Annotated in this window: 8 protein-coding genes and 2 riboswitches; all 8 genes read right to left on the reverse strand. The window is 43.1% G+C overall.

Annotated features, from left to right (window positions below; all coding sequences use genetic code 11):
* Positions 1 to 407 precede the first annotated feature (407 nt).
* The 8 genes from ptsG to WB217_RS11245 all read right to left on the reverse strand — a co-directional run bounded on the left by ptsG (position 408) and on the right by WB217_RS11245 (position 12,325).
* Positions 408 to 2,477 carry a glucose-specific PTS transporter subunit IIBC gene (ptsG, locus tag WB217_RS11210; protein WP_423993312.1) on the reverse strand — a complete coding sequence of 690 codons (2,070 nt, stop codon included), beginning with the start codon at positions 2,475 to 2,477 and terminating at the stop codon, positions 408 to 410.
* A gap of 181 nt (positions 2,478 to 2,658) precedes the next feature.
* On the reverse strand, positions 2,659 to 3,501 hold the full coding sequence (glcT, locus tag WB217_RS11215) for a glucose PTS transporter transcription antiterminator GlcT (RefSeq protein ID WP_423993313.1): 843 nt from the start codon (positions 3,499 to 3,501) through the stop codon (positions 2,659 to 2,661).
* 148 nt (positions 3,502 to 3,649) lie between these two features.
* The gene (locus tag WB217_RS11220; RefSeq protein WP_423993314.1) at positions 3,650 to 4,981 is read right to left on the reverse strand and encodes an NCS2 family permease; all 1,332 of its coding nucleotides are present in this window, start codon (positions 4,979 to 4,981) and stop codon (positions 3,650 to 3,652) included.
* 126 nt (positions 4,982 to 5,107) lie between these two features.
* Positions 5,108 to 5,209, reverse strand: a riboswitch (purine riboswitch).
* 86 nt (positions 5,210 to 5,295) lie between these two features.
* Positions 5,296 to 6,843: a glutamine-hydrolyzing GMP synthase gene (gene guaA, locus WB217_RS11225; RefSeq protein WP_423993315.1), complete on the reverse strand. Its 1,548-nt coding sequence runs from the start codon at positions 6,841 to 6,843 to the stop codon at positions 5,296 to 5,298.
* A 300-nt stretch (positions 6,844 to 7,143) separates the two neighbouring features.
* A riboswitch (purine riboswitch) is annotated at positions 7,144 to 7,245 on the reverse strand.
* A gap of 31 nt (positions 7,246 to 7,276) precedes the next feature.
* Entirely contained in the window at positions 7,277 to 9,496 is a 2,220-nt protein-coding gene (locus WB217_RS11230) for a transglutaminase TgpA family protein (RefSeq protein WP_423993316.1), read from the reverse strand.
* Positions 9,493 to 10,710, reverse strand: a complete 1,218-nt coding sequence (locus WB217_RS11235) for a DUF58 domain-containing protein (RefSeq protein ID WP_423993317.1) — start codon at positions 10,708 to 10,710, stop codon at positions 9,493 to 9,495. The genes WB217_RS11230 and WB217_RS11235 overlap by 4 nt, the downstream gene beginning before the upstream one ends.
* A gap of 1 nt (position 10,711) precedes the next feature.
* Positions 10,712 to 11,653 carry an AAA family ATPase gene (locus WB217_RS11240; RefSeq protein WP_423993319.1) on the reverse strand — a complete coding sequence of 314 codons (942 nt, stop codon included), beginning with the start codon at positions 11,651 to 11,653 and terminating at the stop codon, positions 10,712 to 10,714.
* A 300-nt stretch (positions 11,654 to 11,953) separates the two neighbouring features.
* The gene (locus WB217_RS11245; RefSeq protein ID WP_423993318.1) at positions 11,954 to 12,325 is read right to left on the reverse strand and encodes a hypothetical protein; all 372 of its coding nucleotides are present in this window, start codon (positions 12,323 to 12,325) and stop codon (positions 11,954 to 11,956) included.
* Between the last annotated feature and the right edge of the window lie 471 nt (positions 12,326 to 12,796).

Consider the following 12,796-nt stretch of genomic DNA (forward strand, 5'->3'; position numbering starts at 1 on the left):
AAACTCTCCAAAAAAGAGTTATGAGTTAGCTCATAATTTAAAACGTTGGCTAGTGATCATCTATATAATAGAAGTCACTATAAAATATTGTTTGTTGACGCTTGTTTGTTTAGTTTTCAAAGAGCAATTTGTTTGCGCCGCTCAGAAGCGACTTTAATAATTTACCACGTTACAGCATCGAATGTCAACAGCTTTTTTAATTTCTTTTTTGAAGATTAAAATGTTGTTAACTTGTTCGCGACTGTTTCTATATACTATCATCGCCCATCCCCAGAGTCAACATGTTTAAACATTGTAAAAAATGGAAAACGCAATGTTCTTTTAAGCACACATTTGAATCTTTCCCTTCAATAAATCTCTTCATACAAAAACAGCCTCCCATACAGGGAGGCTGGCAGAATTGCTTCTTATTTAGAAATAGTGATGATGTTTTCTTCCTTCACATCTACATCGCCTTGTTTGTTAATAACGATACTTTCACCTGCTGCAAGGTTCGTGAAGACAATCGGAGTCATGATTGAAGTCGCATGTTCTTTGATGTAATCAAGATCCACCTTCAATAATGGCTGTCCTTTTGTCACTGTATCATTTTCAGAAACAAGCGTTTCAAAGCCTTGTCCCTTCAAGTTCACTGTATCAATACCCACGTGGATGAGAATTTCTCGTCCAGCATTGGAAAGAATACCGATAGCATGCTTTGTAGGGAATAGGTTTACAATTTTACCGTCAACCGGTGAAACGATTGTGCCTTCAGATGGAACGATCGCAAAACCGTCACCCATCATTTTTCCTGAGAATACAGCATCCGGCACTTCAGTGATTGGCTTGATTTCACCTTTAATAGGAGAAATGATTACTTCTGCATCTCCATCATGATGCGTTTGCAATGCTTCTGGATTTACTTCTTCAATTTGCTGTTCAACCTCTTTAGCTTGAACTGTTTCCACTGGACGTGGCTTCTTGCCGCTCATGATATCTTTCATTTGTCCCTTGATTGTTTCTGAACGAGGGCCAAAAATCGCCTGGATATTGTTGCCCACTTCAAGGACACCGGCAGCGCCAAGCTTTTTCAAACGGTCTTTGTCAACATTCTTGATGTCATTTACAGATACACGAAGGCGCGTGATACAAGCATCAAGGTGAGCGATATTTTCCTGTCCGCCCATTGCTTCTAGCACTTCGTATGGAAGATCGCCTGTGTTACGCTTCGTTCCGCTTTCTTCTTGATCATCTTCAACCGCTTCACGGCCAGGAGTCATCAGGTTGAACTTGCGGATAGCGAATCTGAATCCGAAATAGTAAATCACTGCAAATACTAAACCAACCGGAATGACTAACCAAGCATTTGTCTGCGGGTTGATCAAACCAAACAGAATGTAGTCAATTAGACCACCTGAGAATGTCATACCGATTTTTACATCTAATAGATGCATCACCATGAAAGATAAACCGGCAAAAATAGCATGTACACCAAATAGTATTGGCGCAACGAATAAGAATGAGAATTCTAGTGGTTCTGTAATACCTGTTAGGAACGAAGTCAAAGCAGCAGATACCATCAAACCGCCGACAACAACTTTTCTTTCAGGACGTGCTTCGTGATAAATAGCCAATGCTGCAGCTGGAAGACCGAACATCATGAACGGGAATTTACCAGTCATGAATGTACCAGCAGAAAGGTTTTGTACGTTATCCGCGATTTCAGCCATGAAGATACGCTGGTCACCGCGTACAACTTCTCCAGCCTGAGTCGTATACTGACCAAACTCATACCAGAATGGTGAATAGAAAATGTGGTGCAATCCGAATGGAATCAACGAACGTTCTACTACACCGAATATAAATGCAGAAAGAGTCAGGTTTGCGTGAACCATATTTTGCGAGAATGCGTTTAAGCCACTTTGGATTGGAGGCCAAATGACAAGCATCAATAAACCAAGCAGGATGGCTGTTCCTGCAGTGATAATTGGAACAAATCGCTTACCAGCAAAGAAACCAAGGTAAGATGGCAATTCAATTTCATAGAACTTATTGTAAAGCCCTGCAGCAATGATCCCAACGATGATACCCCCGAAAACCCCTGTCTGAAGGGTAGGTACACCAAGAATACTTGCGTAATTAAGTCCATTAACATCTTCTGGAGTAATACCTAAAACTGTACCCATCGTTACGTTCATGATCAGGTAACCGATAATCGCTGCCAGACCAGCAACTCCTTCACCGCCTGCCAAACCAACAGCTACACCAACCGCAAACAAGAGCGGCAGGTTTCCGAAGACGATGTCTCCGGCTTTTTGCATGACAGCAGCAACCATATCGACGCCACTGTTATCTAAAAATGGAGCAAGCTCCAGCAATGCTGGGTTTCTTAGAGCCGCACCAAGAGCAAGCAGGATACCTGCAGCTGGCAATAGTGCAACTGGAAGCATAAGCGCTTTCCCTACTTTTTGCAGAACACCAAAAGCTTTCTTAAACATAGGAATACCTCCTGTTATTTTTTACTCCTAAAGCGGTTACAAACATTAAAAAAACAAATAAAAAAGGCATGAGAAAGATGTACCGAAAAGAAGCATACGGATATATTACCCATAAAACTTCGTTTCAATTACATTCTTTACTCATGCCTGATCGAATCAGTAACACGTAAAAAATTATAACCTATTTAACTTTTTTCTGAAGCCTTTGCAAATGCATCGTTAGATACACGGCTTCAGCATCGCATACTTGTTTTTTCAAGGTCTGCTGCATCACTTTAATGAGTTTCCATGAAAGATTGTAGCACACAGGATATTCTTCTTTCAAGAGGGCAGAAAATTTTTCCGGCTCTTCGACCTTTTCTCCATTATTGACCCTTTCAATCGCAAAACGCAGGTGCCGCACGAGCCTCGTGTAATCGATACCTTCTTTATCTATCTCTATATTTAAATGATCTTCTATCATTTGTACCAATTTCGTCACAAGCTGCGAGTGTATATTGACATCAGAAAGATTGCGATTCATTACCGCACTATGAATATGCAAGGCAATAAATCCTGTTTCCCCCACCGGAAGCTCAATGCCTGATTTATCCTTGAACAGCTGAACCACTTCTTTGGCGATTTCAAATTCAGTCGGATACAGCGTCTTTGTTTCCACTAAAAATGGATTCTTGAATTCAAGGCCTGTTGCCATTCGGCTTGCAGCAAACATCAGATGGTCCGTCAGCGCTACATGTATATGCTCGTTCAGAGTACTGGCGGTCCTCTTCTTTATCAGTTCAATAGAAGCGATGATTGCTTCGTGCAGGTCATTTTCAACAAACGGCAGGAGCTTGATGTAATTGGCCTGTTCTTTTTCATCCTTCAGGACAAACATCTTTTCCGCTTGACCTTCTTCTATTAGATCTCCCTTTTTCCGGTTGAAGCCAATTCCTTTGCCGATCAGGATGACTTCGCCGAAGTTAGGGTGGTCAGCAATCATGACATTATTGTTTAATCCTTTTTTCACTTCAATTTTATCCATGTTGCATCCCCGTTTCAGCTTGTCTTACCGAATATCGTATAAAAGGTAAAAATAGAAGTCAATCCACAAAGCTTTGAATTCGAAATTTAATTAATGGTAATTCTGCAAAAAAAGAGGCTCAGCAGAAACCTGCTGAACCCCCGCTATGCTATTCAGTTAAAAATACAAAGTAAAGAACAAAGATGATGAAGAAAATGTACATGATTGGGTGAATATCTTTTCTGCGGCCTTTTACCATCATCGTGATTGGATAAAAGATAAATCCTGCTGCGATACCAGTAGCAATACTGTATGAAAGCGGCATAGTAATCATGGTCAGGAATGATGGAACCGCAATTTCAAAGCGAGACCATTCGATTTTACCAAGAGATGAGACCATGAGTACACCGACAATGATTAATGCAGGTGCAGTTACTGGTGCTGTCACAACTGATAGAACCGGGAAGAAGAACAGTGCTAGCAGGAAGAATCCTGCCGTTACAAGGGAAGCAAAACCGCTTCGTGCTCCAGAAGCAACCCCTGCTGATGATTCAATATAAGAAGTCGTTGTTGATGTTCCAAGAATAGATCCGGCAATCGATGCGATAGAATCCGCGAAAAGTGCACGGCCAGCGCGAGGCAGCTTATTGTCTTTCATCAATCCAGCCTGGTTCGCTACAGCAACCAGTGTACCTGCGTTGTCAAAGAAGTCTACAAACAGGAAGGTCAAAATAATGCCGACCATTGTTGCTGTATAGAATGACGGATCACCAAAGGCTGTAAATACTGCACCGAAAGTAGGTGCGATGCTTGGTACAGCACCAACGACTTGTTCAGGCTTATCAATCAGGTTGAAAATCATACCAACAATAACCGTTACGATCATTCCGAAAAATACTGCTCCATTAATTCCTCTAGTCATCATAATGACTGTAATCAGCAAACCGAAGATTGCAAGCAATGTACTTCCGTTTGTTAAATCACCTAAACCAACTAATGTCGCTGGATTGTCAACGATGATTCCAGCATTTTTCAATCCGATAAAAGTAATGAATAATCCGATACCAGCACCAACCGCGTGCTTCAGTTCAACCGGGATGGCGTTGATGATTTTTTCACGAAGACCTGAAATCGTCAGCAGCAGGAAGAATACTCCGGAAATGAACACGGCTGCGAGTGCGTGCTGCCATGGAGCTCCACTTCCTAAAACAACTGTATAGGCAAAGAATGCATTTAAGCCCATACCAGGGGCAAGCGCGATCGGGTATTTACCGATTAGACCCATAATAATCGATCCAAGCGCAGCAGCAAGCGCAGTTGCAACGAATACTGCACCGTAATCCATTCTCAATGCATCCGGAAGATCTTTTACATCCGCCAGTGTCAGCGTAATTGGATTGACAATCAAAATGTAGGCCATTGCAAGGAATGTTGTCATACCGCCCATGAACTCACGGCGATAATTCGTGCCTAGCTTCTCAAATTCAAAATACTTCTTCATCTCTTTTCCCCCTGAACAATTAATTCGGGAAATATGGCCAAAAATAAAAACGCCACGGATACCGAGGCGTTGACTAAAGGCAATTGGATAAAAACAGGGCAGGAAAAAAGATGAGAGCTATTGCACCCCTGTTTTATTTCACCTCGTAGTCAAGCCATTTACGGTAGCTCGGTAGAAACTTTTGGGCCATATCCCCAATATTATACGACGAATTTTGACAAATTATTAAGTTCTGCTTTATTCTAACAGGACTTTTTGCCCTAGTCAATAAAAAAACGAACATTTTCATGTTCGTTTTTAAAATCGTTCGTATTCTATTCCCATTCAATTGTTGCAGGCGGCTTGCTTGTAATATCATAAACGACGCGATTCACATGGTTTACTTCGTTAACAATTCTCGTAGAAATGATTTCGAGAACATCCCAAGGGATTCTTGCCCAGTCGGATGTCATGCCATCAATTGAAGTCACAGCCCGGATGCCGATCGTGTAGTCATAGGTTCTCGCATCGCCCATTACCCCAACACTGCGGATATCAGGAAGCACAGTAAAGTATTGCCAGATGTCACGGTCAAGGCCCGCTTTTTTAATTTCATCACGGAGAATCTGATCTGATTCCCGAACAATCTCAAGTTTTTCTTCAGAAATTGCTCCAAGGACACGGATTCCAAGTCCAGGACCCGGGAACGGCTGGCGCCAGACGACTTCATCAGAAATGCCAAGCTCTGCACCAAGCGCTCTTACCTCATCCTTGAATAATGTATTCAGTGGTTCGATTAATTTGAACTGCATATCTTCAGGCAGCCCGCCGACATTGTGGTGGGACTTGATCGTCTGCGCAGTCGCAGTCCCGCTTTCGATAATATCGGTATACAACGTTCCTTGAGCCAAAAACTCGATTCCCTCTAATTTCGTTGCCTCATCGTCAAACACATAAATGAACTCATTGCCGATGATTTTTCGTTTTTGCTCAGGGTCAGAAACTCCCTCAAGCTTGCTTAAGAAACGTTCTTTCGCATCGACTTTAATGACATTCATATTGAAACCTTCGGCAAAAGTCTGCATGACGCCTTCCGCTTCGCCTTTTCGCAATAAACCGTGGTCAACGAAGATACATGTCAGCTGGTCGCCGATTGCTTTATGGATCAGGACTGCTACTACAGAAGAATCCACACCGCCGCTCAAGGCACATAGGACTTTTTTGTCGCCAACTAACTGGCGGATTTTCTCCATCTCAATTTCGATGAAGTTTTCCATTGACCAGTCACCCGTGCATTCACATACCTTGAAAACAAAGTTTTTCAAAAGGTCATTACCATAGACAGAGTGTCGCACCTCAGGATGGAATTGAACTGCGTAAAGCTTACGGCTTTCATCACTCATCGCCGCAATCGGGCAGGATGGATTGATTCCGTCTACACTGAAACCCGGCGGTGACAGTGTAACTAGGTCACCATGGCTCATCCAGACAATTTGCTCTTCAGGTGTGCCCTCAAATAAAGCATTCTGGTTATGCAAAGTCAGCAGCGCTTTCCCGTACTCCCTGTTCTTTGCCTTTTCGACTTTTCCGCCGAAATGCATCGTCATCAGCTGCATTCCATAGCAAATGCCAAGGATCGGCAAGCCCAGTTCAAAGATTTCCTCATCACAGCGGAATGCCCCTTCGTCATAAACACTGTTCGGGCCGCCTGAAAAAATAATTCCTTTTGGATTCATTTTCTTAATCTCTTCTGCAGTGATCGTGTGTGGGTGAAGCTCACTGTAAACGCCAAATTCCCTGATCCTTCTCGTGATCAATTGGTTATACTGGCTGCCAAAATCTAATACAACAATCATTTCTTGGTCTTGCAGCTCGTTTGTCATAAAAGTCACCTCTTTAAATTTTAAAAAATCCACGCTCGTAACATGCCACATCGTGTGGCACTCGCCTGACTAGGACTTCCTATCCGTCGCCACGCTCGTAACATGCCACATCGTGTGGCACTCGCCTGACTAGAACTTCCTGTCCATCGCCCTGCTCGTTGACGCCACTTTTTCCTAATGAACGTGACGGCAGAATACTGGTTTTATGTATTATTAATAGCCTATCCAATTTCCGCCGCATTAAAAAAGCCAGAATTCTCCCTTTCATAAAAATGAAAGCAGAATTCCAGCCCTGGACGAACGAAAAGAATCTGCCTTCATAGTCAAATCATTTACGGTGATTTGGTAGATACTTTCGAACCTTATTATCGAGGATATATGAAGGATTATTCTATTTATTTTCAAACATTGTACCAGTATAATAATTTAACGGTCAAGCACTAGCTTTTTTAATCATCGTTTCCCATTGTTGTTTCGCATCTTCCCAAATACCCTCTTTCGCATTGCCGTGATAGAGATATTCTTCATATGTGGCTGTCAGCCTTCTCATCTCTTTCGATGAGAAAAATTGATCCACGTAAATCGCATAATCTCTCAATGTCTGGCCCTTATCCCTTTTTAAGCCGTAGCGCTCGAGCTGCTTCAAGAGGGCCATATAAGCATTTTCCAGATATTTGTCATCCTTTTTATACTTATAGAGAAGGATGTAAAAACCTGGCATCCATTTTGCACGAAGCTTATAAAGAATAGCTGAAAAGAGAGCAAACACCAGCAGTGTTAAGATGATTTTCTTCATGTTTGTCTTCATGAAGGTTCCCGCTTTTTTCAAACCATCTGAAAAAGAGATTTTAGACTGGCTGGACTTTGCCTGCTCTTCCGGAGTTTCAGGCTTCTTAGGAGCCTCAGGTGTCGTATCTTCTTCAGTATCTTGATCTGTTTGAGTTTGTGTGTCTTTCTTTTCATATTCAAACTGCACATTATTTGTAAAACCTTGTGTCGGTTCAAATGGCAGCCAGCCAACACCAGGGAAATAGACTTCTACCCAGGAATGGGCATTGTTATTTGTTACCTCATAAACCCTGCGTCCATCCTCTAGCGTATCTTTGTATTCCCCTTCTGTATAACCTTTTACCCAACGGGAAGGTATTCCAATTGTCCGCATCATGACGACCATCGAAGTGGAAAAATTATCGCAATAACCACGCTGCGTTTCAAACAGGAACTGGTCAACATAATCCTGATCCGCTTCAGGTACTGCTACTCTAGCTTGATCGTACACGAATTCATTGGATCGGAAGTATTTTTCAATCGCTTTCGCTTTATCAAGCCACGATTCTTCATCCTTGGTAATATCCATCGCAAGTTCTTTCACCCGTGCCGGCAATTCATCCGGGACCCGAGTATACTTGGCTATGAATTCCGAGCTCGGATAGTCAGCTGGAGGAAATCGGTTAGATCCTGCAGCTTTAAGTTTTTCCATCATATAAACGGGGTTGTCGAACGTGACTGAATATGGGCCAATTGAACCTGCTGTACCATCAGTGACCGAAAGGATTTTTTCAGTAATAGGGTCAAGACTGAATTCAATTACCCTATTCGCTGCTGGCGCATCCACTTGCTTAGCCCCAAGCGGATAAACAATATGTGGATAGCCTATCTTGGGAATGACCTTGCTTGTACGCTGCTCGGTTTTTACTCCAGCCTCGAACGGCTGCAGTGGTACGTCTTGCTGGGGATAGAAGCTGATTGGCATTTCTGTCCCTGGCTCTACTACCCAGCCTTTCCCTGTATAGATATCCTTTGTCTCGATTCTCCAGTAATGCCTGCCATCGGCTTCAGCTTCAAAAACAACCCTGTCATCACCGATAAATGGACCCCCAAGGGCGGAATCATCCGTACCATACCCAACTTTCTTTACGGTACTGCTGCCACTGTCTTCGTTATAAGAAGTGATGAACGGAACCGGGTCTGGCCAGATTGGATCTGCCTTTGGCGCTGTAAAGCCAATGCCAACACTCAAAGCAATCATGACGACTAGCGGCACCATCCATTTTTTTGCGCTGTCGAGATTCTTCTTTACTAATTCCTTGTCCACAATACGGTAATATGCCAGTATTCCCATCACGGCAAAACCAGAGATGACAGTCCGGACAATGGCTGCGTCCGCTTCATAAGGGGTGAATGTATCAAGCACCGTAATATAAATCATTGTCATGAAAAAGAACACAAAGATTTGCTTCCGGTTAATCAGCCAGTATTGAATTAAATAGGACATCAGCCACAGCAAGATAAAGAACAGGATCGTCCGAAAAACATTCGTTAACGCATCCCACTCTGTACCCAGCACGAACCCTGCATTCGCCTGGACCTCCCTTACCAGCTCGCCAAACCAGCCAGCGCTGAAAAATGTTCCTTCATAATACATGAACTGGACGGAGTACAGGATAAAAATCATTTTAATTAAACCAGAAGGAATCACCGGCATCCCGAAATAAGACATCATCAATGAGATAAAGACAAAGGCAAGAAATACACTTAAGTGGCCTGTGTCTGTCAGTTCCTTTAATGGCCGCAGCCACTCCCACAGCAGCAGAAAGCTGAATAAATACAATAAAAAGACGGTCATATCTTTTTTTGGTTTATCCATCGTCATCCTCTGTTCACCTCCGAGAAGGCTTCTGAAAATTGACCGTCGTGGACCATGACCAGCCTGATTCCTCGCGCGTATGCAGATGACCTTAAATTTATTTCTGCTTTAGTTGGGGATTCCTGAGCATTCTTAATCAGGAAAATACTGACTGAACCATTTCTTTGATTGTAAAAAGCTGCTTTCTCAATCAGCTCCTTTGTCAATTGAGCGGTAATCAGCATGATCGAATTATTTTGCTGCGCGAGGAAAGTCTCAGCCTCCAGCACGCGGTCAAATGTTACCGGGCTCTCGTCCTGGATTTTTGCCAAATGGTAGAGGAGCTGCTGCTGCTGGATTTCCCCGCCGCGGATCGGAAAAACGGTCCGCTCAGCACTTGAAGTAAGCAGGCCGACCTGTGCACCTTTTCGTAAAATTGCCCTGATCACAGAAGCAGTAAACGAAACAACGACTTCAAAGCGCTGCTCAGGAGCACAATCCATCAGGATCGAAACATCATGGGACTGCCTCTGTTCGAATTCCTTCGTCATAATATCGTTCCTTCTAGCGGTAGCTTTCCAGTTGATCCATGAAAAACGGTCTCCAGGCTGATACTCCCTGACACCGATTGCCATCGATGTATCACGCTGCACCCGTTCCTTTGATGCTGTCATCCCCTGATCGAAATGATGGGCAACCGGCCGGTAAACCATTTCCTGATAGGCAGGGTATACAAGAATCCTGCTTTCGGATGGAAGGATTTTTTCTTTTTCAATCAAGCCAAGCGGATCGCCCGTTTTCAGTTTGATGCCTGTTAAAATATGTTCCCCGCGCGGCAGGTTTTCAATGGAATAGTCAAAACTGAAAACACGGTTAATCCCCGGAAAAAGCATCGTTTTCACTTTTCGAAAATCATTGTTGCCAGCAAGCGACTCCCCTGCTTCTTCTTCAGCAATCGCATAAAAAAGCGGGAATGGAAAATTCCTTTCAAGGACAATGCTTGCCTTAAACTTTTCGCCAGCATTGTATTCTTGTTTTGTATAGACTCTTTCCGCCCTGACTTCTTTCAATGAGTATAAGGCAAGTCCTAAAGCATACAGACCAAACGGCAAAAAGCTGTAGAAAAGGAACCAGCTGACAAAGCCTCCCTGGAACATCGCATAGGAGAACGTAATGATGATCAAAAATAGTAAAACGATGAGCTTCCAAATCTCTTTGAACTTTTGAAAAATTTTTCTCATATTACTTCACAAGCCTTTGCACCGGCACAGGCACTCTCGCTAACACTCTGCTCACGACATCCTCAGCCGTAATCCCTTCGAATCTGGCTTCGGGCTTCAAGATGATCCTATGAGCAAAAACATAAGGCGCCAAGTACTGAACATCATCTGGAATGACATAATCCCTGCCATAAATAAACGCATACGCTTGAGCCGCCTTCATAAGCGCGATCGATCCACGAGGGCTGGCACCAAGATAGACACTCGCATGGCCGCGGGTCCTGCTCGCAAGCTCAACGATATAACGCTTGATTGATTCATCGACAAACACTTCTTTAATCTCGTTCTGAAGGTCACGAAGATCCTCAAGCGTAACAACAGGCTGCAGGTCTTCAATTGGAAGGTTGCGCTGCGCCCGGTTCAGGACCTCCATCTCTTCATCCAATGCAGGATAGCCCATTTTCATTTTCAATAAGAAACGGTCTAGCTGCGCTTCAGGCAGAGGGTAAGTTCCTTCATAATCAATCGGGTTTTGCGTCGCCATAACAAAGAATGGCTTCTCAAGCTTATGTGTCACACCATCAACCGTTACACTTTGCTCTTCCATCCCTTCCAAAAGGGCAGACTGTGTCTTAGGTGACGTTCTGTTAATTTCATCTGCCAGAATAATATTGCCCATGATTGGTCCAGGCCTGAACTGGAATTCCATTTCCTTAGGATTGTAAATCGATACACCGGTAACATCTGACGGCAGTAAGTCCGGTGTGAACTGGATTCTTCTGAAATGGGCGCTGACAGATTTCGCTAGCGCACGCACCATCATCGTTTTCCCCACACCTGGTACATCCTCAAGCAGCACATGCCCGCCCGCAAGCAATGCAATCAAGCTCAATTCAGCGACATTTCGTTTACCTGTCATAACCTTGTCAATGTTTTCTAAAATTCTCTCTACAGTCGGATTCATTTGATCCCTCACTGGATTTCCCTCCCCCATCTATCAATCATTCTCTTTATCTTCTTAGATATTTTTACACTAATATGTTTATATTCGCTATTTTCTGTAAAAACCCTGTAATATTCTGTATGAAAATTATTCCGCTTTGGGATAGACATCCCTCCTGAGGAAGGTGATATTTCCCCTCACATAAAGATTGGAGCACGGCTCTGGAAAATAAAAAAACGATTTCCAATGTGGAAACCGTTGTTCGAAAAAATGTAACCGTATAGTTAAATTATACACTCTCTGTTAAAAGAGCTAATCTGCTTACCCAGCTTTAGGAATTGCGCCCATTCCTTCGAGAATAATTCTCGCATCCATATTCAAATAGGCAGAGATATCATTCCGTAAAAATAACATAGAATGATCCCTGATGATTACCTTCAGGCCTCTCAGGTCAAATTTAGATGCATAGCTATTCACCGCATTGATGACCGACATATCCTGTCTCGTCAGCGGCTTTTGGCCAGCTTCCATTCTTTTCGTTAAAAACTCAAGTAAATCCCTGGCATTCGTCTTTAAATAGTTCCTATTCTCGTTCAGGATTTCGATATTTTCTTCCATATACAATCTAGCGGCAGCAAAGTCGAGCTCTTCGACACTGGTGTTGATTTTAGCAATCAGATCCAAAACATGCATTGCTTCTCCTCCTGATGTACTTACTCTGCTTTGCTTTTATATCGGTCAGGATTACGTCCTATCAACCCTTTTTGTAAAAATTAGTAAATTAGACTTATGCAGTGAGCGGTATCTTAATTGCAGTCTACTCCAAAAGACACCGCTTGGAGCAAGGAGTCCCTCCGACGACAACTCGTCGAGATTTTTTCCAGCTGAGTTGTTCTCTGGGTCTCTCTCATAACAACTCGAACACCTTTTTACTTTTTGAGTTGTTCTCGTACCGCCTCTCATAACAACTCGTTGCCATTTTTTCTCCTTGAATTGTTCTCGTACCGCTTCCCATAACAACTCGACAGCCTTTTTTCCTCTTTGAGTTGTTCTCGTAACCCTTACGACGACAACTCAAAGAGATTTTTTTCAGCTGAGTTGTTCTCGGTCTCTCTCTCATAACAACTCGTCGTCCTTTTTACTCTTTGAGTTGTTCTCATACCC

Source organism: Mesobacillus sp., from assembly GCF_049588175.1.
Lineage (GTDB): Bacteria > Bacillota > Bacilli > Bacillales > Cytobacillaceae > Mesobacillus.